The 20481-nt window shown below is 69.5% G+C and carries 18 protein-coding genes and 3 tRNA genes; 9 read left to right on the top strand and 12 right to left on the bottom strand.

Annotated features, from left to right (window positions below; translation table 11 throughout):
* Nucleotides 1-375: 375 nt before the first annotated feature.
* The 3 genes from HMPREF2883_RS14925 to HMPREF2883_RS12765 all read right to left on the bottom strand — a co-directional run bounded on the left by HMPREF2883_RS14925 (nucleotide 376) and on the right by HMPREF2883_RS12765 (nucleotide 3842).
* Entirely contained in the window at nucleotides 376-1059 is a 684-nt protein-coding gene (locus HMPREF2883_RS14925) for a zinc ribbon domain-containing protein (RefSeq protein ID WP_141759130.1), read from the bottom strand.
* Between the two features lie 14 nt (nucleotides 1060-1073).
* On the bottom strand, nucleotides 1074-2159 hold the full coding sequence (ychF, locus tag HMPREF2883_RS12770; RefSeq protein WP_070662981.1) for a redox-regulated ATPase YchF: 1086 nt from the start codon (nucleotides 2157-2159) through the stop codon (nucleotides 1074-1076).
* A 78-nt stretch (nucleotides 2160-2237) separates the two neighbouring features.
* Nucleotides 2238-3842: an alpha/beta hydrolase gene (locus tag HMPREF2883_RS12765; RefSeq protein ID WP_256277486.1), complete on the bottom strand. Its 1605-nt coding sequence runs from the start codon at nucleotides 3840-3842 to the stop codon at nucleotides 2238-2240.
* 395 nt (nucleotides 3843-4237) lie between these two features.
* On the opposite strand from HMPREF2883_RS12765, the gene HMPREF2883_RS12760 reads away from it, so the two are divergent.
* Together HMPREF2883_RS12760 and HMPREF2883_RS12755 are read left to right on the top strand one after the other, a co-directional pair.
* A complete protein-coding gene (locus HMPREF2883_RS12760) occupies nucleotides 4238-5518 on the top strand; it encodes a DNA recombination protein RmuC (protein ID WP_070662980.1) in 1281 nt (426 codons plus the stop codon).
* A gap of 160 nt (nucleotides 5519-5678) precedes the next feature.
* The gene (locus HMPREF2883_RS12755; RefSeq protein ID WP_070662979.1) at nucleotides 5679-5936 is read left to right on the top strand and encodes a GlsB/YeaQ/YmgE family stress response membrane protein; all 258 of its coding nucleotides are present in this window, start codon (nucleotides 5679-5681) and stop codon (nucleotides 5934-5936) included.
* A 130-nt stretch (nucleotides 5937-6066) separates the two neighbouring features.
* Here the strand turns inward: HMPREF2883_RS12755 and HMPREF2883_RS12750 are convergent, their stop codons facing one another.
* Both HMPREF2883_RS12750 and HMPREF2883_RS12745 read right to left on the bottom strand, forming a co-directional pair.
* Nucleotides 6067-7707, bottom strand: a complete 1641-nt coding sequence (locus HMPREF2883_RS12750; protein WP_141759129.1) for an amino acid permease — start codon at nucleotides 7705-7707, stop codon at nucleotides 6067-6069.
* Between the two features lie 113 nt (nucleotides 7708-7820).
* On the bottom strand, nucleotides 7821-8879 hold the full coding sequence (locus HMPREF2883_RS12745; protein ID WP_371080877.1) for a 4-hydroxy-3-methylbut-2-enyl diphosphate reductase: 1059 nt from the start codon (nucleotides 8877-8879) through the stop codon (nucleotides 7821-7823).
* A gap of 53 nt (nucleotides 8880-8932) precedes the next feature.
* On the opposite strand from HMPREF2883_RS12745, the gene xseA reads away from it, so the two are divergent.
* From xseA to HMPREF2883_RS12730, 3 genes are all read left to right on the top strand, one after another.
* Nucleotides 8933-10321, top strand: a complete 1389-nt coding sequence (gene xseA, locus HMPREF2883_RS12740) for an exodeoxyribonuclease VII large subunit (RefSeq protein WP_070662977.1) — start codon at nucleotides 8933-8935, stop codon at nucleotides 10319-10321.
* Between the two features lie 491 nt (nucleotides 10322-10812).
* Nucleotides 10813-11163 carry an exodeoxyribonuclease VII small subunit gene (locus tag HMPREF2883_RS14450; protein ID WP_371080875.1) on the top strand — a complete coding sequence of 117 codons (351 nt, stop codon included), beginning with the start codon at nucleotides 10813-10815 and terminating at the stop codon, nucleotides 11161-11163.
* 564 nt (nucleotides 11164-11727) lie between these two features.
* The gene (locus HMPREF2883_RS12730; RefSeq protein ID WP_070662976.1) at nucleotides 11728-12669 is read left to right on the top strand and encodes a carbohydrate kinase family protein; all 942 of its coding nucleotides are present in this window, start codon (nucleotides 11728-11730) and stop codon (nucleotides 12667-12669) included.
* A 146-nt stretch (nucleotides 12670-12815) separates the two neighbouring features.
* Here the strand turns inward: HMPREF2883_RS12730 and HMPREF2883_RS12725 are convergent, their stop codons facing one another.
* From HMPREF2883_RS12725 to HMPREF2883_RS12710, 4 genes are all read right to left on the bottom strand, one after another.
* Nucleotides 12816-13949: an AEC family transporter gene (locus tag HMPREF2883_RS12725; protein ID WP_070662975.1), complete on the bottom strand. Its 1134-nt coding sequence runs from the start codon at nucleotides 13947-13949 to the stop codon at nucleotides 12816-12818.
* Nucleotides 13950-14072: 123 nt separating this feature from the next.
* Nucleotides 14073-15044: an endonuclease/exonuclease/phosphatase family protein gene (locus HMPREF2883_RS12720; RefSeq protein WP_070662974.1), complete on the bottom strand. Its 972-nt coding sequence runs from the start codon at nucleotides 15042-15044 to the stop codon at nucleotides 14073-14075.
* Nucleotides 15041-15511, bottom strand: coding sequence for a peptide-methionine (R)-S-oxide reductase MsrB (msrB, locus tag HMPREF2883_RS12715; protein WP_070662973.1), 471 nt, complete (start codon nucleotides 15509-15511; stop codon nucleotides 15041-15043). The genes HMPREF2883_RS12720 and msrB overlap by 4 nt, the downstream gene beginning before the upstream one ends.
* Nucleotides 15512-15611: 100 nt before the next feature.
* Entirely contained in the window at nucleotides 15612-17045 is a 1434-nt protein-coding gene (locus tag HMPREF2883_RS12710; protein ID WP_070662972.1) for a mechanosensitive ion channel family protein, read from the bottom strand.
* 165 nt (nucleotides 17046-17210) lie between these two features.
* On the opposite strand from HMPREF2883_RS12710, the gene HMPREF2883_RS12705 reads away from it, so the two are divergent.
* Together HMPREF2883_RS12705 and HMPREF2883_RS12700 are read left to right on the top strand one after the other, a co-directional pair.
* Complete coding sequence (locus HMPREF2883_RS12705; RefSeq protein ID WP_070662971.1) at nucleotides 17211-17540, top strand: PadR family transcriptional regulator; 330 nt, start codon at nucleotides 17211-17213, stop codon at nucleotides 17538-17540.
* Complete coding sequence (locus HMPREF2883_RS12700) at nucleotides 17540-18052, top strand: permease prefix domain 1-containing protein (RefSeq protein ID WP_070662970.1); 513 nt, start codon at nucleotides 17540-17542, stop codon at nucleotides 18050-18052. The genes HMPREF2883_RS12705 and HMPREF2883_RS12700 overlap by 1 nt, the downstream gene beginning before the upstream one ends.
* A gap of 77 nt (nucleotides 18053-18129) precedes the next feature.
* On the opposite strand, the gene HMPREF2883_RS12695 is transcribed toward HMPREF2883_RS12700, so the two are convergent.
* From HMPREF2883_RS12695 to HMPREF2883_RS12685, 3 genes are all read right to left on the bottom strand, one after another.
* A tRNA-Phe gene (locus tag HMPREF2883_RS12695) sits at nucleotides 18130-18202 on the bottom strand.
* 47 nt (nucleotides 18203-18249) lie between these two features.
* A tRNA-Asp gene (locus tag HMPREF2883_RS12690) sits at nucleotides 18250-18323 on the bottom strand.
* Between the two features lie 38 nt (nucleotides 18324-18361).
* Nucleotides 18362-18434, bottom strand: a tRNA-Glu gene (locus tag HMPREF2883_RS12685).
* 167 nt (nucleotides 18435-18601) lie between these two features.
* Between HMPREF2883_RS12685 and HMPREF2883_RS12680 the strand changes: the two genes are divergently transcribed.
* Nucleotides 18602-19033, top strand: a complete 432-nt coding sequence (locus HMPREF2883_RS12680; protein WP_070662969.1) for a metallopeptidase family protein — start codon at nucleotides 18602-18604, stop codon at nucleotides 19031-19033.
* Nucleotides 19034-19102: 69 nt separating this feature from the next.
* Entirely contained in the window at nucleotides 19103-20431 is a 1329-nt protein-coding gene (locus HMPREF2883_RS12675) for a glycoside hydrolase family 3 N-terminal domain-containing protein (RefSeq protein ID WP_083313590.1), read from the top strand.
* Nucleotides 20432-20481: the final 50 nt, after the last annotated feature.

The following is a 20481-nucleotide window of genomic DNA, read 5'->3' as shown; positions in this document are numbered from 1 at the left end:
CAAAACCGTCAACCAGATCCGCTACAAGATCGAGAGAGCCATCGCCAACATCAAGGCCTGGAGAGTCCTGCACACCGACTACACAAGACCACTAGAAACCTTCCCAGAAACCATCACAGCCATCCTCGGACTCACATTCACCTACACCCCATGAATAAGCTTCAGTGTCTGCCCAGGTCAGAGGCGGTTTAGCTAAGTCCGGCGAGTTCGATTTTGTTTAAGAGCGCCATACGTGGATTCCGAGTTGCCCGCGTGTCGCAGGAAAATGATAGAGTCAGCCGCACACCGCATGAATAAACCCCACCATGCCCATAAACGTCTTTCATAGAACTACCAAGCAAGACGGCTTTCGAAACTCCGCCCAGATCTAACGGATCAACTAACATTATCCGCCGCGGGATCCACTTCGAACGAATGTTTGGGATTCCTCAGACACTCCAGCATTGGAGTTCGTTCAGTGACCACCCGCTTCCTTGAGCCATTGTTGTTGATGTGGTAGTACCAGTCGGTCGGCTTCATATAATATTTCATTTTTCCATTACATGTGGGACAGCGTGAAACTTCTATTTTTTCTAACGTAATTCGATGATTATAGCCACTAATCGCCCAGCCAAACCTTAACGGCCTTCGCGTTTCTCTCTTAGTTAGTTCGCGAAGCGACCACACCAGACCAAGCGCTACGAATGCAATCAATAATGCAACTAACCAAAGGATCAAATCGATACCCACCGACGGTGCGGCATGAAATCCTAAAATTTTCGAAATCGGCACGATTCCAAGAGCTCCCAGGACTACACCTATCCAGGATAGTACCGCCTGCGTAAACGGACTCCGCCACTTCGGTACAGCATCATACGAAGCCTTCGGAGCCTTGAGTGAGTCAGGCTGCTCTGGGCAATATAAAATGTCGCGACCAGCTTGAAGGATCGGTGCCTCGATTTTCCCGTTACGCGCATCGACCGAATTGGTGGCAACCAGTTCAAGCGGATGGCCACAATGCGAACAGAACCTGTCCGATTCAGAAACATTGGCTGAGCATTTTGAGCAAATCATGCTCATTCACCTTTCATAGGTTACACATTAAACCTAAACTCCACGACATCACCGTCTGCCATGACGTAGTCCTTTCCTTCCATGCGCACTCGGCCGTGAGCGCGGGCTTCGGCAACGCTGCCGTACTTGACCAGGTCGTCGTAGCTCACGATCTCGGCCTTGATAAAGCCTCGCTCGAAGTCCGTGTGGATGACACCCGCCGCCTGGGGCGCCGTCGCGCCCTTGCGGATCGTCCACGCACGGGACTCCTTCTCCCCCGCCGTCAGGTACGTCTGCAGCCCCAGGGTGTCGAACCCGACCCGGGCCAGCTTGTCCAGGCCGGACTCCTCCTGCCCGTTGTCATGCAGCATCTCCGCCGCCTCCTCGGGCTCCAGCTCCACGAGCTCGGCCTCGAACTGGGCGTCCAGGAAGATCGCCTCCGCCGGCGCCACCAGCTCGCGCAGCTCAGCCTGACGGGCCTCGTCGCTCATCCCGGCGTCGTCCATGTTGAACACGTAGATAAACGGCTTGGTGGTCATGAGCTGGAAGGTCTTGAGCACCTCCGTATCAATCCCGGCGGCCTGTGCCCCGGCGGACAGCAGCGTCCCCTCCTCCAGGACCTTGAGGGCCGCCTGCGCCGTCTCCAGCACCACGGGCTCCGTCTTCTTGCCCCGCACCTCCTTCTCCAGGCGCGGGATCGCCTTCTCCAGGGTCTGCATGTCCGCCAGCACCAGCTCGGTGCTGATCGTCTCGATGTCCCCGGCCGGCTCCACCTTCCCATCCACGTGGACCACATCCGGGTCCTCGAAGGCGCGCGTCACCATGCAGATGGCGTCCGCCTCGCGGATGTTGGCCAGGAACTGGTTGCCCAGTCCCTCGCCCTCGCTGGCGCCGCGCACGATCCCGGCGATGTCCACGAAGGAGACCGTCGCCGGCACCACCTTCGCGGAGTGGAACAGCTCGGCGAGCTTGTCCAGGCGCGCATCCGGCAGGGGCACAACCCCCACGTTCGGCTCGATGGTCGCGAACGGGTAGTTGGCGGCCAGGACGGTCGCGCGGGTCAGAGCATTGAACAGGGTGGACTTGCCGACGTTGGGCAGTCCGACGATTCCGATGGTAAGTGCCACGCAGCAGAGTTTAGACGGCCCCTGTGACACCGTGCGCCCCGACGGCGCCCGGCCGGGTCACGCCGTCGGCTGCCCCGCTCACTTCCCGGAGTTCCCGCTCGTCCGGACTGAGGCCCTCAGATCATTCCACGAGGTGTAGAAGCCTCCGCCGGCGTTGGCCCCGATCCCCACCGTCACCGCAACCAGGCTCGCCGCCACCAGGATCACCACGACGCGCCCCAGGATCGCGCCGCCCAGGCGCGCCACCGACCGCTTGCCGCCGTCGCGCCGTCGGCCCCAGCGGGGCGACCAGAACAAGACAACGCCCAGCGCCCCCAGCGAGACGACCACGGCCACGATCATCGTGCCCAGACCGTTGACCTCGAACGGTTTGGCACGCACTGGCGAGGCCGGCCGCGCCGCGCGCTGGTCCTTGGACGTCTCCGACAGGGGCTTCACGCCAGCAGCGGTGGCCTTGGCCCTCGCATCGCCTTGAGGCGCGGGAAGGCCGGCCGCCGCGAACACGGCCGGGTCTGAGCCCCACCACGCCAGCAGCGACGGGAAGTGGTTGTTCCACAGGGTCCAGGAGTGCCCACCCTTGGCCGGGGTATCAACCGTCACCGAGTCCGGTTTCCGCACCGCCTCATCCATGCTCCAGGCGGTTCGGGCCGTGCTGTACGGGTCGTCCTGGGCCCCCAGGACGTAGAAGCGCATACCGTCGGGCTTGCGCTTTCCCAGCATGCTGGACAACCCGTTCTGCGCCTGGAGCTCCCTACCGCTGTGCGCCAGCGACCCCTCACCGGGCAGGTCGTAGGAGGACATGACACCCACCGAGCCGAAGCGCTGCGGGACGTCATAGGCGGTGCGTGCCGCACAGTAGGCGCCCGCCGAGATCCCCATGATCATCCAGCCGGCCCGCTGGGTGGTGACGTTGGGGAAGGTCGCCTGGATCATGCGGGGAATCTCCTGCGCGACCCAGGTCCCCACAGCCGGGCGGCCGTTGATGTTGACGCAGTCGGGCTGGCTGGCGCCGTCCGCGTTGAGCGAGGGGAACACCAGGATCGACGGCGGGATACGGCCGGCATCGATCGCCTCCTGGAGTCGCTTGGATGAGGCGAGGCCCGTCACCAGGGACTGCGGGTCGCCGACCCAGCCGTGCAGGCCCACAAGGACGTTGTAGGTGCGACCGTCATCAGGCCGGTAGCCCGCCGGCAGGACGACGCGCACCGGCAGCTTGATGCCGCTGACCGGGCCGGTCCAGGTGGCCTCCTGCGAGCCGTCGCCGACGTCGTGGAAGGATGCCTTCCAGGCCGAGGCCGGGGCGGCGCCGAAAGCGGATGACTTCGGCGGGGACTCGATGCGCGAGGAGACCTGAGCGCGAGGGGCGGCCGCCTTGGCGAGGTCCCCGACGGTATGCACGTAGTGCATGGGCCGGTTGATGAGCAGGCCGCCCAGCGCCACGACGAGCAGCACCGGCACGCCCACCATGACGATGCGCGCCGTGTAGCGGCCTACGGCCCGCAGCACCGTGCGCAGCGCGGGGCGGGTGAGTCGGGTGGGCCTGTCTGCGCTGAAGGCGCCCGTGGCGGCCGGAACAGTTCGCGGCAGGAGGACTGCCGCGACGACGGTGGTCAGAACGGCGAGGACCAGCACGACCAGGATCGTTCGGAGGCTGGTCAGCGGGATGCTGCGCAAGAGGCTCACGTCCGATAAGCATGGCACCGCCTGCTCAAATCCCCATCATCCAGAGGTAGCAGAAGGGCAGTGCTCTTGCTCTCCTCACCTCCGCCACAGGGAGGCTCGGGCGGGACACAGGACTGTTGCCCCAGGTCCAATCGGTCAGTTTTGGTACGTGCCGGGGAGAAACGCGCCCGACGACGCCGGAGCAGACCGATCCGGCGGATCGGAGCGGAAGGCCGGGCCAGGCGGGTAGCGCCGGGTCAGGACGGGTATGGCCAGGTGGGGCCGGATCAGCGGAGTGGCTTGGCGGGGTGGGGAGGGCGAGCCGAATCAGCCGGCCGGGGCGACCTGCGGCGGCGTGGCGCCGCGGGGCTTAAGGGTACGTAATAGATGTCGGACCTCACGGGCACCATCGGTTCATGAGCTCCTCAGCGGTCCTTCTTCCCATCCTGCTGCTCCTCGTCGGCCTGGTGATCGGGGTGGTCATCGGCTACCTCGGCGCGCTCGCCCGGCGCACCGCCGCGCACCAGTCGGAGGGCGATCAGGTGGCCGGCCTGCGGGCGCAGGCCGCCCAGTGGCAGGCCCGGGCCGAGGAGCTGTCCTCACGCACCCAGGTGGCCGAGGAGCGCGCCGAGCGTGACGGCTCCGTGCTGCGGGCGCTCGCCCCCGTGCGCAGCCAGCTGGAGCAGGTGGGGGCCCGGGTGGAGTCCTTGGAGAAGCAGCGGGCGGAGCAACACGCGGCCCTGGCCGAGCAGCTGCGGGCCACCGCCCTGCGCGAGCAGGACCTGGCCCGCTCCACGGCCTGTCTGGAGGGGGCGCTGCGTTCACGCTCGGCACGCGGCATGTGGGGTGAGGTCGAGCTGGCCCGGGTCCTGGAGGCCTCCGGGATGATGCGGCACGTGGACTTCTCCGAGCAGCGCACCATCGGGGCGCTGGTCCAGCGGCGCCGCGGGCCGGCGGGTCCACCGGGCTCAGCCGCCTCGGCCGTCTCAGCCGCCGGTGAGGGTGCGGCCGGCCGCTCCCGGCCCGATGTCGTCGTCCACCTGCCCGGGGACGGCTACCTCGCCGTGGACGCCAAGGCGCCCATGGACTCCTACCTGGCGGCCACCGCCGTCCAGGGCGCCGGCGACGAGGACGAGGAGCGACGCAGGCAGCTTCTGGAGGCTCACGCCAGGGCGCTGCGCGGGCACGTCGACCAGCTCGCCGCGCGACGCTATGACCGGGCCCTGGGGGACTCCCCCGAGCTCGTGGTCCTCTTCGTCCCGGCGGAGGCGGTGCTCTCGGCCGCCCTGGAGGCGGACCCCGCGCTCCTGGAGCACGCGCTGGGGCGCGGCGTCGCCCTGGCCTCACCCGTGTCGCTGCTGACCCTGCTGCGCACCTGTGCCACAGCCTGGGCCCGCACCGCCGTCAACGACGACGCCCGCGAGCTGCTGGAGCTCGGCCGCACCCTCTACGAGCGGTTAGGGACCGTTGCCAGCCACCTCGACGCACTGGGCGGGGCACTGCGGCGCAGCGTCACCGCCTACAACAAGGCGGTCGGCTCCATGGAGAACCGGCTCCTGGTGACCGCCCGCTCCCTGGAGACCCTCGGGGAGCAGGTGGACTCCCCCACGCTCATCAGTGCCGACGCCGCCCAGGTGCACACTTTCACCGCACCCGAGCTCACCGCCGACGGACACCCGGCCTCCACCATGACGTAACGCATGCCATACTCTCGGCCCGTGACGATTGACGCCTCTATGGCGTCTATCAGTCAGCGTTGTCTCCCATCTCATGACTGGTTGACACGCTGCCAGAACGTTTCAATACCCGATGGGGCGGACACTTCCACCCCATCGGACCTTCTCGGAGGAAGACACCATGCTGTCATTCATCGGAATGATCATCACCGGCGCCGTGCTCGGAGCCCTCGCCCGGCTCGTCATGCGGGGCGAGCAGAACATCTCGGTCCTGTGGACCATCGTGCTGGGCGCCGTGGGCGCACTCATCGGAGGCGCAGTCGCCAGTCTCTTCGGCGTCGCCCACACCGACGGGATCGACTGGATTCGCTGGGGTCTGTCGCTCGTCGCCGCCATCGTCGCGATCTCCGTCTACCTGAGCGTCACCGGCCGCAAGTGAGTGCAACGCCCCCTGAACGCGGCGTCGGGGCACCGGTCAGATGATCGGTGCCCCGACGTCGGTCATGGAGTTCAGGACATGATCCCGGCAGATGCGGAACTCAGCCGAGCTCAGCTGGTCTGAGCAGGACTCAGCGGCGCTCGCCAACGACGGCGCCGGAGACGTCAGCCTCCTCCAGGCGCACCATACGCGACCCGGTCACCAGGCGATGCCCCAGCCAGATGGCCCCGAAGACCGGCAGACCGATGTAGGAGGAGAGCACCGCCACCAGCTGTCCCTTGAAGACCGCCTCATAGTTCTGGCCCAGAACCACCAGGGCGCACAGGGCGAAGGCCAGTATCGGCCCCAGCGGGAACCAGGGGGCCTGGTAGGGCAGGTCAGCCGGGTCGTTACCCTGGAGCACGTAGGCGCGCCGGAAACGGAAGTGGCACGCGGCGATCCCCAGCCACACGATGAACCCGCACAGGGCGGAGACGTTGACCAGCCAGACGTAGGCGGTGTTCTGCCCCACCACCGCGGTCAGGAAGCCGGCCGCCCCCACCAGCGCCGTCGCCCCCAGGGCCCGCACCGGGACCCCGTGGCGGTTGACGTAGGAGAACCAGGCCGGTGCCTGCCCCTGCAAGGCCATCGAGTGCAGCATGCGGGTCGAGGCGTACAGTCCCGAGTTACCGGCGCTGAGCACCGCGGTGAGGATGACGGCGTTCATGACAGCCGCCGCGACCCCGATCCCCGCCCGCTCGAAGACCAGGGTGAAGGGCGAGTAGGCCACGTCCTCGGTCTCAGTGTGCAGCAGCCGGCTGTCGTTGAAAGCGATGAGGAAACCGACGACCGTGATCGCCCCGATGTAGAAGATCATGATCCGCCAGAACACCGTGTGGATCGCCCTGGGCACGTCCCGGCGCGGGTTGCGGGCCTCACCGGCCGCCACGCCCACCAGCTCGGTGCCCTGGAAGGAGAACCCGGCCACCATGAACACTGACACGATCGCCAGCATCCCGCCGTGGAAGGGCGCGTCGTCGACGACCCAGTTACTGAAGCCCGGGGACCTCCCGCCGATGATGCCGGCGATCATCGCCAGACCCGCCGCGAGGAAGACGATGACCGTCACCACCTTGATGGCCGACAGCCAGAACTCCCCCTCCCCGAAGGCGCGGGCCGACAGGGCGTTGAGCGTCGTCAACAGGGTCAGGAACAGCGCCGCCCAGATCCACGAGGGCACCCCCGGCAGCCAGTAGCGCATGACGATTCCGGCGGCCACCAGCTCGGCCGCCACCGTGATCGCCCAGTTGAACCAGTAGTTCCAGCCCATCGCGAAGCCGAAGGAGGGGCTGACGAACCGGGTGGCGTAGGTCTGGAAGGAGCCGGCCACCGGCATGTGCGCCGTCATCTCACCCAGGGACTGCATGAGCAGCAGCACCATGAGGCCAATGGCCGCATAGGCCACCAGGGCGCCGCCCGGTCCGGCCGTAGAGACCGTGGCACCCGAGGCCACGAACAGCCCCGTGCCGATGGCGCCGCCAATGGCGATCATCTGCATGTGCCTGCTGGTCAGGCTCCGGTGCAGCCCGCCGTCCTCCTCCAAAACCTCGTTGGAAACCTGGCCGGAGACGCCGGAGACCACCGCGCCAACAGGATCCGGCGAGGTCACAGGGGCAGCACTGCCGGAACTGTCAGCACTGTCGGAACTGTCGGCGCCGCCGGCAGCGGGCCGCCCGCCCGACGCGGCGGGGGCAGGGCCACTGGGGGCGGACTCGTCATGGGAGTGTGTCACCCGACCGAGGGTAATCGTCAACCATGCAACCCGGCGTTCACCTTCGGTCTGTCTCACGCCCCTGGCCTGTGCAGAGGCTCACGACCGGCCCCGCAACCGGGGGCAGCGCAGCCTCAGCAGGTGTGGTCGGCAGCCGGCTCGCGACGCTTGTGTGCCGAGGCGGCACCCTGAGCCGCCATGAGGTCCGCGCGCAGGTTCTTGGGCAGGGAGAAGGAGATCTTCTCCGTGGTGGTGCGCACCTCCTCGACGTCGTCGAAGCCGAGCTCGGCCAGGCGCTCCACCACCTCACGCACTAGGATTTCCGGTACCGAGGCGCCCGAGGTCAGGCCGACCGTCTCGACGCCGTCGAACCAGGACGGGTCGATCTCGCTGGCGAAGTCCACCCGGTGGGCGGCGCCCGCACCGGCCTCGAGGGCCACCTCCTTGAGGCGCACCGAGTTCGAGGAGTTGCCGGAGCCGACCACGATCATGAGGTCCACCCTCGGGGCGATCTTCTTGACCGCGGCCTGACGGTTCTGGGTGGCGTAGCAGATGTCCTCGCCGGGCGGGTCAATCATCTCCGGGAAGCGCTCGCGCAGCAGGCGCACCGTCTCCATGGTCTCGTCGACGCTCAGGGTGGTCTGACTGATCCACACCACCTTGGAGGGGTCGCGCACCTCGACCTGGTCCACCTCGTGGGGGCCGTTGACGACCTGGATGTGGTCGGGGGCCTCACCCTGGGTGCCCTCAACCTCCTCGTGGCCGGTGTGGCCCACGAGGATGATGTCGTAGTCCTTGTCCGCGAAGCGCACCGCCTGCTTGTGCACCTTGGTCACCAGCGGGCAGGTCGCGTCGATCGTGTCAAGCCGGCGCTCGGCGGCCTCGGCGTGGACCGCCGGGGAGACGCCGTGGGCGGAGAAGACGACGCGAGCCCCCACCGGCACCTCGTCGGTCTCTGAGACGAAGATGGCGCCGCGCTTGGAGAGGGCCTCCACGACGTACTTGTTGTGGACGATCTCCTTGCGCACGTAGATCGGCGCCCCGTAGTGGGCCAGGGCCTGCTCGACGGCGTCAACGGCGCGGTCCACGCCGGCGCAGTAGCCGCGCGGGGCGGCCATGAGGATCCGCTTGCCGCCCTTGGGAGAGGGGGCCGCGGCGTCGGTGTGCTCACTGGCGAGCTCGGTGGTCGTCACGGTCACCACTGTGCCACAGGGGGACCCAGGTCCCCAGTGGTGGACGTGGCACAGTGGTGCATGTGACAGGCCAGAGCCCCTCCCCGCACAGCCCGCAGCCCTCCCCCGGTGCCGGCCGCGCGTCTCGCCCCGACGCGGGCGCCAGCCCCGGCAACCCCGGCGGCCCCGGCGGCCCCCGGGAGCTGGCGCCGCGAGCGAACCTCACCACCGCGGAGAACCCGTGGCCGCTGCGGCTGCTGTCCTCCAAGATCGACCAGTACGTGGCCCGCATGAGCCAGGTGTGGGTGGAGGGGCAGGTCATCCAGCTCAACCGCCGCCCCGGCGCCGGCATGGCCTTCCTCACCCTGCGGGACACGGATGCCGACATCTCCATGTCGGTGTCCATCTACGCCCGGGTCCTCGACGCCGTCCTGGCGCGCACCGGCGCCGAGCTCGGCGAGGGGGCCCGCGTGGTGGTGCGCGCCAAGCCCACCTTCTGGGCCAAGCGGGGCTCGCTCCAGCTGCAGGCCGACGACATCCGGCCCGTCGGCGTCGGCGACCTGCTGGCCCGCATCGAGCAGCTGCGCCGCATCCTGGCCGCCGAGGGCCTGTTCGACGCCGAGCGCAAGCGGCCCCTGCCCTTCCTGCCGCGCAAGGTGGGACTCGTGTGCGGGCGCCAGGCCAAGGCCAAGGACGACGTGCTGGTCAACGCCCGCCTGCGCTGGCCCGGCCTGCCCTTCGAGGTGCGGGAGGTCGCCGTCCAGGGGGCGCGCGCCGTCGGCGAGGTTACCCGGGCCATCCAGGAGCTCGACGCCGATGCGCAGATCGACGTCATCGTCGTGGCCCGCGGGGGCGGCGCCGTCGAGGACCTGCTGCCCTTCTCCGATGAGGGCCTCGTGCGCGCCGCGGCCGCCTGCCGCACGCCGCTGGTCTCCGCGATCGGCCACGAGACCGACTGCCCCCTGCTGGACCTGGTGGCCGACTACCGGGCCTCCACCCCCACCGACGCCGCCCGCCGGATCGTCCCCGACCTCGCCCAGGAGACCGTGGGTCTGGACTCGGCCCGCGAGCGCCTGCGCAGCGTGCTCGCCTCGCGGCTGGACGCCGAGCAGGCGGCCCTGGACCAGCTGCGGGCCCGGCCGGTCATGGCCGACCCCACCTCGATCGTGCGCGACCGGGTCATCGAGCTGGGTCAGGCCCGCGACAGGATGCGCCGGGCCGTGGAGCATCGCCTGTCGCTGGCGGCCGCGGACCTGCGCGCCGACCACGCCCGGCTGACGGCGCTGTCGCCGCAGGGGGTCCTGGACCGCGGCTACACGATTCTGCGCACTCCCGGCGGCAAGGTCATCACCAGCGCCGAGGACGTCAAGAAGGGCGACCTCATCGAGGGCGTCCTGGCCCAGGGACGGCTCGTCGCCCAGGTCGTCGGCGCCACCAAGCCCCGGCCCGCCGATATCGACTGAAGAGCAACTGGGCGCCGCCAAGGCCTCGGGGACCGTGCCTGCTCGCGGCCTGCTGGAGGCCCGAGGACGCACTGTAGGGCGCGCAGGCGGCCCCCTGGGGCGCGGTGGTCGAGGCTTTGCGTCCTCGCGCTCCGGGCGGCCGGCCGCAAGGCACTGGCGCAGACAGGTTTGGCGGAAGTGCTGACACACCTCGGTGAAACGACCTCCAACGACGCAGCAGGATAGAAGTGGTCTGACGTATCGGTGCACGTCGACCGGGACCAGCAAAAGTCAGGAAGGCTCTCAGACCCGGATTTTGTCCAGATGGGACGACTTTGGAGCCTTTACAACCAGTCGATGCCGCGCTAAAACGCTCTGACCAGCGCAGATGCGAACGCCACTGAGACGGGGCACCGTCAAAGTCGTCCCTCTTGGACACTTTTACCCTGCGGACACTGTCTCAGACCGTCCGACCCGCCCTGCCCGGGGCCGGCCCGTGCAAGAATCGGGGGGTGAGCTCCGAGATGAACCCCGGCCCGTACTCCGACCAGTACCCAGAGGAGTACTCGCCCCACAACAGCCCCTACTCGGCGTCCTCAGCATCGTCAGGGTCTTCAGCGTCATCAGCTCCTGGCGCCGGCGGGGCCTCCGGCGCCAACGAGGATGTCGCCTCGCTCAGCTATGAGCGGGCCCGTGAGGAGCTGGTGGCAGTCGTGCAGCGTCTTGAGGCGGGCTCCGTCCCCCTGGAGGACTCCCTGGCGCTGTGGGAGCGCGGCGAGGCCCTGGCCCAGCGCTGCCAGACCTGGCTCGATGAGGCCCGCGCCCGCCTGGCCGCGGTCGCGCAGGAGGACCCTGAGGACTGACGAGACCCGGGGCTGGCTGGGTATGACCCGCCCGGATCGGCGGCTCCAGGCTGCGTGCACGTGCCCGCATATGGCGACGTTGCCATTGGCCTGGAAGTCACGCCCGTGCCCGCACGCGCGGCGAACTGACCGAGTTGACCGGGGCTCCGGCTGGCGGTAGCACACTGATCGAGCGCCACCGGGCACCACAGCAGAAGCCCGAAGAGAGCCGTAGATGTCCAGCATCGGAGACAAAGGCTCAGATCCCTCCCATCCGGACGGAACACAACCGCATGATTTCAAGGTATTCGTTCATGTGGCCTGGGAGCCGAAAGCCCTTTGTCACCGATTTGGACACTCTTGGGCGAGACGGGCCCTGAGAGCGGCGCCGGATCGGTAGTCTGTGGGCGTTCACCCTTCGGCCCCGCGCATCGACCAGCGCGCCGGCCACTGCCGGGCAGTGTTGCACCACCGCGTTCCTCATCCGCCCGAGTCCTCTCACCGCCTCGTTCCGTCTTACGTCCCTCCCACGTCTCGTCTCAGTTCACTGCCACCGGACCCCGGTCCTGCACGAAGGAGTCACCCATGACCGCACCCGGCCGCCCAGGATCCGCCCTCGTCATCGGCGAGGCCCTGGTTGACGTCGTTATCCACCCCGGGCAGGAGCCCGTGGACATCCCCGGCGGCGCACCCGCCAACGTGGCCCTGGGGCTGGCGCGTTTGGGTCGTGACGTCGAGCTGCACTGTTGGATCGGCACCGACGAGCGCGGCAAGGCCGTGCGCTCCCACCTGGAGGCCTCCGGGGTCCGCCTGGCTCCGGGCGCCGACGGCGCGACGCGCACCTCCACGGCGCAGGCCACCATCGGGGAGGACCGCGCCGCCAGCTACGTCTTCGACCTGGACTGGAACCCGCCGCGCCCGAACCTGGCTGACGGGCAGGCACCACTGCTGGTGCACACCGGCTCGATCGCAGCGATCCTTGCCCCCGGCGCCGCCACCGTGGAGCAGGTGCTGCGTGAGACCCGCGCCACCTCCACCATCGCCTACGATCCCAATGCCCGCCCCCAGCTCATGGGTGACCCGGAGGACGCCCGCCAGATCGTCGAGCGCCTCGTGGGCCTGTCCGACCTGGTCAAGTGCTCCGACGAGGACATCGCCTGGCTCTACGGCCGGGACGCGGACCTGGAGACGGTGCTGCGCTCCTGGTTGGACAAGGGCGTGGCCGTCGTGGTCGTCACGCGCGGCAAAATGGGGGCTCTTGCCCTGTCCGCCTCGGGGGTGCGCCTGGAGGTGCCCGCCGACCCGAGCGTCGTGGTGGCGGACACAGTGGGCGCCGGCGACTCCTTCATGGGCGGCCTGGAGGACGCCCTGTGGAGCGAGGACCTCGTGGGCGCGGACCGGCGCGAGGCGCTGCGCGCCGTGGACGCCGCGACCCTGGAGCGGATCATGCGCCACGCCGCGGCCATCGCCGACATCACGGTCTCACGGGACGGGGCCAATCCTCCCACGCGCGACGAGCTGCCCTGAGGGGCCCGGCGCGACGCGTTCGTAGGGTAGCCCTCGCGTTCGTACCCTGAACCCCCGAACGCGCGACCTACCCTACGAACGCACGGGTAAGGGGCCGCGACAGTGACAACGCTGGCGCCGGAGCCGGGCAGTACGATCGCGCGGGCTCAGCGCAGGATCGCGGCGGCCAGCAGGACCACGGGCACGAATCCGGCTGTCGTCAGCAGGACGGCGTCGCGGGCCAGGTCCTTGGCCACCCCGTAGCGCGAGGCGTACATGAAGACGTTCTGCGCCGTGGGCAGGGCGGCGGTGACGACCGGGGCGAGCAGCTGTGCTCCGCTGAGTCCCGCTGCCAGTCCGACGGCGGCGGCCAGCCCCGGCATGACGGCAAGCTTCCAGCCCACCGCCAGCCACAGGCCGCTGCGCCGGCCCGCACCATGATGAGACCACGACCTCGCCCCGAGCGCCGGCGCCCCCTCTTCGGGCAGTCGGCCTCCCGTGGTGTCGGCCGCGTGCGCCTCCGATCCCGCCTCCGCCACCTGGGTTTCCTGCCCCTGGCGGGCTGACTGGACCGACTGCACCGATCGGGCCGGCAAGCCCGGCGGGGGCGGGGCGGCCTCCTCCGGCGCGGGATTGTGCAGGGGACGGGGCGCCCCGGCCAGGCTCATGCCCAGGGCCAGCATCATGAGCGGCACCGCGACGCGCCCGAGCATCTCCAGGCCCTGGGCCGGGTAGCCGCCGCCCCACTCCTTGAGGTCCACGCCGCCCAGGTTCGCCGCGGTCCCGGCCACAACACCCCACAGGAGCGGGTTGCGCAGCGGGACGGTCAAGGTCGCCAGGCGAGACGGGTTGCCGCGGCGGGTGACGGCGTCGAGCACGGTGAAGGTGGCCGGGGTGAGCACGAGGAGCTGGAGCAGGAGGATCGGGGCAATGGTGGCCGCGTCCCCCAGCACGAGGACGGCCACCGGGATCCCCAGGTTCGCGGCGTTGACGTAGCCGGAGGCGAGCGCGCCGATGGTGGCCTCGGCGGTGGGGCGGCGCAGCACGAGGCGGTGAAGGCACCAGGCCGAGACGATGGCCGCGAGCTCGGCGGCCACGGCCACGGCGGTGGAGCGGGAGAGGACCGCCGTCAGGTCGGCGCGGCTCAGCGTGGTCACGAGCAGGGCCGGGGTGGCGGCGAAGAAGCAGACGCGGGTGAGGACCCCGTCGGCGTCAGCGGGTACGGCCCGGGTGCGCACCAGTAGCCAGCCGATGGCGATGACCGCGCCGAAGACGGCCAGTCCCGCCACCACATCAGCCATGGTCTCCCCCTCTCATAGGCCCCGGCGCGACGAGTTCGTAGGGTAGCCCTCGCGTTCGTACCCTGAACCCCCGAACGCGCGACCTACCCTACGAACGCGCGGGCGAGGCCGCGGCAGTACGCCTTAGCCGACCGGTTCGAGGTCCACCCAGGTGCCGACGTGGTCGGAGATGATGAAGGAGGTCGTGCCCCACTCCACGGCGCGCAGGAGCGGTCCCCCGCCGGCCGCAGCGGCCTCATCGGTCAGCGGCAGGCCGTCGGGGCCGGTGGGCCACAGGTCGGTCAGCACGTGGTCGATGCGCCGCTTGGGGTCGGCTGCCGGGAAGGTGAGCCCCTCCCCCACGGTCCGCCCGAGCCCCAGGACGTCGACCTGCTCGGCGGAGAGGTTGTAGTCGCCCACGAGCAGGTGCGGCCCGGGCAGCCCGGCGAGCGCCCCCCAGGCGGCGGCGAGCTGGCGCGCCGCCATGGACTCGCGGGTCGCCAGGTGGGTGGAGGCGACCGACAACTGGTGGATCGGCCCACCGGCGCCTTCGGGCACCTCGAGGGTGGCGGCCACCATGATGCGCTGGGAGGCGGTGGACACGTGGTAGGAGCGCGGGTCCCAGGCCCGCTCGCCGCGCTTCTCCACGCTGGAGGCCCCGCGCCCCAGGCGCTTGACGTGCCAGCCGGAGACCGGGAACCGCGACAGGAGGGCGTTGCCGTAGCCGATCGGCCCGGCCCCGACGGCGGCGCGCAGCAGCCCCAGGACGTCATCGGTCGGCGAGCTCAGCGCGGTGCGCAGGGGCCGACGGCGCAGCCCCACCACCGGCCCGGCGTAGCTGGCGGAGAAGCGGCAGGTCGGCATGCCCAGCTCCTCAGCCAGGAAGGCGACCTGGGCCAGGCGCCCGGAGCGGGCCTGGCCCAGGTCCACCTCCTGGAGGGCAACGATGTCGGGGGCCAGCTCGGCGATCTGCTCGGCCGTGGCCCGCATGACGGCGCGTGCGGTGGCGGGGTCGGAGATGTCGGCCCCGGCCAGCGAGCCGGTGGAGGCGCTGCCGTCCCCGGCCCCGGCGCCGGGCAGACCGTGCTGCAGGTTGAGGCTCAGGACCCGGATCATGCTTGCTCCTCCTCGAAGGTCAGGCTCACGGAGTTCATACAGTAGCGCTGGCCGGTGGGGGGCTGGGGGGCGTCGTCGAAGACGTGTCCCAGGTGGCTACCGCAGGTGGCGCAGCGGACCTCGGTGCGCACCATGCCGTGGGAGGTGTCGGTGCTCAGGGTGACCGCCTCGGACTCGGAGGGGTCGTAGAAGGAGGGCCAGCCGCAGTGGGAGTCGAACTTGGTGGTGGAGCGGAACAGCTCGGCGCCGCAGCCGCGGCAGCGGTAGACGCCCTCGCGGCGCTCGTCGAGCAGGGCCCCGGTGAAGGGGCGCTCAGTGCCGGCCTCGCGCAGCACGTGGTACTCCATGGGGCTCAGGGCTGCGCGCCACTGGGCGTCGGTGCGCGCGGCGGCCTCCAGGTCGAGGGTCGGGCCGGAGGGCACGGAGGCGGACGTCACGGAGGGCTCGCTGCTCGCGTTGGTACTCATGGGCTCATCGTCACCCGCCCGACGGCGCCGGGCGAGATGCGTTCACGCAGCGAAAACTCACCCATCCGCTGGGGCGTCGGCCGCGTAGCGGCGGCCCGGCTCACCTGGGTCCCAGTCCTCCGCGCCGGGCGCGGTGCAGCAGGGAGCGCCCCATGGCCCGCCCCAGGGTGACGGCCCGCCGGGCTCCCAGACCGTGGGCCGCGCTCTCCCCCTCGGCCTCCGTGGTCACGGCGGCATCGTCCCCGCTTCCCGTAGCTGCCGGGGTGGTGTCGGTGGGAGCGTCCTTCTGCTTGGCGACGATCTCCGCCGCCGCACGGGCCACCTTCTCGGGGTCGAGGTCATGGGTGACCTCGACCTGCTCGACCTCCACTCGCGTGCGCGGCAGGGCGTAGGGGGCCTCCCGCTGGAGCCAGGTGACCAGCTCCTCACGCACGTAGGACTTGAGGGCGCCGACATCACCGGGATTGTCCCCGGTCAGGACGATGCGCACGGTGACGTGACCGCCGACGGCGTCGAAGACCTCCAGGGAGGCCTGGCGCCCGTCCCACACCGACGAGGCGGCCACGAGGCGGGCCAGCTCGGCGCGCAGCGAGGCGATGGGCACGCGCCAGTCCAGGTCGAGGGTGAAGAAGCCGGTGGCCTGGGAGCCTCCGCGTGTCCAGTTGGCGAAGGGGTTCTCGGTGAAGTGGGTCGAGGGCAGGATGAGGCGCCGGTCGTCCCAGGTGCGCATGACCACGTAGGTCAGGGTGATCTCCTCGATGGTGCCCTGCTGATCGTCGACGACGACGATGTCGCCCACGCGGATGGCGTCGGTGGTGGCCAGCTGGAGGCCGGCGAAGACGTTGCCGAGCATGGAGCGGGCGGCCATACCGGCGATGACGGAGGCCAGGCCGGCCGAGGCGAGCAGCGATCCCATGGCGAACTGGACGCTGGGGAAGGTCATGATGGCGCTGACGAGCCCGGCGATGACGATGATGGCCTGGGCGACGCGTCGGAGGACCTGGCTCTGGGTGGTCACCCGGTTGGCGCGCCCCTGGTCCCCGCCGGCCTGTGCCCCCTTGACGACGGTGGACTCGATGGACTTGGCGAAGGCGACGACGAGCCAGGTCACCGAGCCGATGAGGGCGATGGTGAGCCCGCGTTCGACGACGACCATCGTTGTGGAGTCGCTCTTGTCGAGCCGCAGCCCGGCCAGGGCCAGCTGGGAACCCAGGAATGCCCCGGTCATGGCGCCGACGGCGAAGACGGGCCGGCGCCCAAGCTCCACGACCTCGTGGTACAGGAGGCGGCGCCTGCCCATGAACGTCAGGATCGCCACCACCACGAAAGCGATGACGAGACCGATGACAGCGCCCAGCCCGGCGTGCCAGGCGATGGTGACCAGGTCGTTCGTCGTCTTGGTCACCACTTTGACGGTCTGGTGCACGTTGACCTCGGGTATGCCGGTGAAAGTGCTGGTGGGCGTGGGAGCGGAGGGACTCGCGCTGGGATCTGCGCTGGGGGTCGCGGGAGGGGTGGTGGCTGCGACGAGCATGACGCCACCTTAAGCAGCCCCGCTGTGCCTGGGCTGTGACGTATGGCTGGCAGTGGGAACCACCCCTCCCAACTTCCGCTTGACGTACTACGTGTGTCGTAGTACGTTAGATGCACGCAAGGACCTCAGGGCCCCGCCATCACGAACCAAGGAAGGAGGGTTCACATGATCAGCGCAGATGCCATTCGCGGCTACATCGACCTCATCGTCCTGTCCCTGCTCAAGCGGCAGCCGTCCTACGCCTACGACCTGGCCAAGACCATCACCGAGGTCTCCGACGGCGAGTACACCATCAAGCAGACCACCCTCTACACGGCCCTCAAGCGTCTGGAGTCCAGCGGCCTGACGGCCTCCTACTCGGGAGTGTCCGACTCCGGCAAGTCCCGCACCTACTACCGCCTCACCTCCGAAGGCACCACCCACCTGACCGCCAAGGTCGCCGAGTGGGAGGACACCAAGACCCTCGTCGACCGCTTCGCGAAAGGAGCCCGCTGATGGACACCATCGAGACCTTCCTCGACAACATGTTCGCCCCCTACCCGACCACGCCTCGCCTGACTGAGGCCCGCGCCGAGCTGCGCGCCATGATGGAGGACGCCTACAACGACGCCATCGCTCAGGGCAAGACCCACAACGAGGCAGTCGGGCAGGTCATCACCGACTTCGGCAACCTTCACGAGCTGGCCCCGGTCCTGGGCATCGCTCAGGACATCCAGCCCGCCGGCGCCCCGCAGGCGGCCCCCGCCGGCGCCCCGGTGGCTTCCGGGCCCAGCCGTCCCGTCGGCCCCGCGCCCGTCGGCGAGCCGGCCTCCTGGGGCGGCAATCAGGACGACGACCCCTTCACCACCCTCGTAGCCAGCATCTACTGGCCGGCCGCAGTGGTCATCTACCTGCTGTGGAGCTTCATCTTCGACGCCTGGGACATCTCCTGGATCCTCTGGCCGGTGGCCGCCGTCGCCTTCGCCATCTTCGCCTCCGTGCGCAGCTACCGGCGCGACCGCCAGTGAGTCCCTCCGCTCCGACTCGGGGCTCACCCGGTCATGAGCGAAGGCCCGGAACCTTGTGGGTTCCGGGCCTTTCGCAGTGGCTCCGACCGGCGTCGATCCGGTGACCTTTCGATTTTCAGTCGAACGCTCTACCAACTGAGCTACAGAGCCTTGGGATGGAATCGGTCCGACCATTTCTGACCGGACCGACCTTTCCGCGACCTCGACGGGACTTGAACCCGCGACCTCCGCCGTGACAGGGCGGCGCGCTAACCAACTGCGCCACGAGGCCAGTGTGAATTCACTGTGTTATTCACTTGTGCGAATCCGTACCCCCAACGGGATTTGAACCCGTGCTACCGCCGTGAAAGGGCGGGGTCCTAGGCCGCTAGACGATGGGGGCCAGGGGCCTTCGACGTCGTCGCGCCTCGAACCGGGATGAACACTAAGGGGACAGTCTTCCGCAGCGCAAATCCCGGGAGCGTGACCCTCCTCACCGCTCGGTTTCGGCGGGATTCCGGCCCGCGAGGGCTCCCGGGGCGGAGCCGGGAGGTCTGGCAGGCTGAGATCGTGAGCCACGAGCACCACCAGGAGCCGGACCGCACCCGGGAACCGCGGCCGGTCAGGATGTCGCAGCAGGAGTTCGAGGACGTCGTCGGTGACGCCCTCGACCGGATCCCCGCCGACCTGGCCGAGGTGATGGACAACGTCGTCGTCCTCGTTCAGGACGAGCCCGACCCGGAGATGCTCACCGAGGAGGACTACGACGACTCCGGCCTGCCCACGCTCCTGGGGCTGTACGACGGCGTCCCGCTCACTGAGCGCGACGAGGGCTGGTCCATGGTGCTGCCCGACCGCATCCTCATCTTCCGCGGGCCCCTGGAGCGCTGGTGCTCCAGTCGCGAGGAGCTGGAGGAGGAGATCACCGTGACCGTCATCCACGAGGTGGCCCACCACTTCGGCATCCCCGACGAGCGCCTCCACGAGCTGGGCTGGGAGTAGCACCGCGAACAGTGCGCGAGCAGACCGTCAGGGTCATGACCTCGCAAGCACCCAGGGACCTGCCTTAGTGTGGCCGGCATGAACGACCGTTATCGGCCTGACACTTCCGACACCGGCAAGCCCCTCGCCCCTGGCGCCACCAGCCAGTCCTCGCCGCATCACGTGAGTCGGCGGCCAGTGCTCCTGGCGGCCCTCCTGGGCGCCGGCTCCCTGGCGGGATGCTCGCTGATCCCCGGCTCCTCGTCGGCCGGCTCCTCCTCCCCCAGCGTGCGGCCGACGACCCCGAAGCCGGCTGTGTCGAGCGCCGCTCCTTCGCCCACCGCGGCTGCGAGCGCGACGCCGTCGGCCACCGCGACGGCCACCGACGGAGCGCTGGCCGGCTGGAGCCTGGAGGAGAAGGTCGGCCAGCTCATGATGGTCGGGGTGGACGCCGCCGCCCCCACGCAGTCCTCCGCCCAGGCCGTCGAGACCCACCACGTCGGCAACATCTTCATCGCCGGCCGCACCACGGCGGGCAGCCAGGCGACCCAGAAGGTCATCGCCTCCTTCACGTCCAAGGCCGGCCCGGGCACGACCCACGCCGCCCCGATGCTCGTGGCCACCGACCAGGAGGGCGGCGAGGTCCAGGTCCTGTCCGGTGCGGGCTTCTCCGACATCCCCTCGGCGCTGGAGCAGTCCGCCCAGTCGCGCGAGCAGCTGGTGGCGGCGGCGCGCACCTGGGGCAAGGAGCTGGCCGGGGTCGGGGTCAACATGAACCTGGCCCCGGTGGTCGACCTGGTCGACATCGCCCGGCCGGCCTCCAACGAGCCCATCGGCCGCTGGGGGCGGGAGTACGGGCACGACGCCGCCACCGTCTCCTCCCAGGCCGGCGCCTTCGCCGAGGGGATGCAGGCATCGAAGGTCATCCCCACCTACAAGCACTTCCCGGGACTGGGACGGGTGAAGGACAACACGGACACCTCCGCGGGTGTCGTCGACTCCGCCACAAGCCGCCTGCCCGACGCCGCCGTCGGCGTCTTCGCCAACGCCATCGCCGCCGGTGCGCAGGTCATCATGGTCTCCTCGGCGACGTACTCGCTCATTGACTCCTCGGCGCCGGCGGTCTTCTCCTCGAAGATCGTCACCGACATGCTGCGCACGGAGATGGGCTTCTCCGGGGTGGTCATCACCGACGACGTCTCCGCCGCCGTCCAGGTCAAGGACGTGGGCGCGGGCGATCGGGCCGTGCGGGCGATCCGGGCCGGATGCGACCTCGTGCTGGCCTCGGCGGACCCGACGGTGGCCGCGGACATGGTCAAGGCCCTCATCGCCACCGCCCAGTCCGACCCGGCCTTCGCGGCGCGGGTGGACGAGTCGGCCACGCGGGTGCTGAACCTGAAGAAGAGCCTGCAGTCCTGAAGCGCGCCGGTCAGCGCATCGGCCTGCCTGAGCCAGTGGCTCAGGCAGGC

The organism is Actinomyces sp. HMSC075C01, from assembly GCF_001812965.1.
GTDB classification, from domain to species: domain Bacteria; phylum Actinomycetota; class Actinomycetes; order Actinomycetales; family Actinomycetaceae; genus Actinomyces; species Actinomyces acetigenes.
This window is presented reverse-complemented; position numbering and strand designations above follow the sequence as displayed.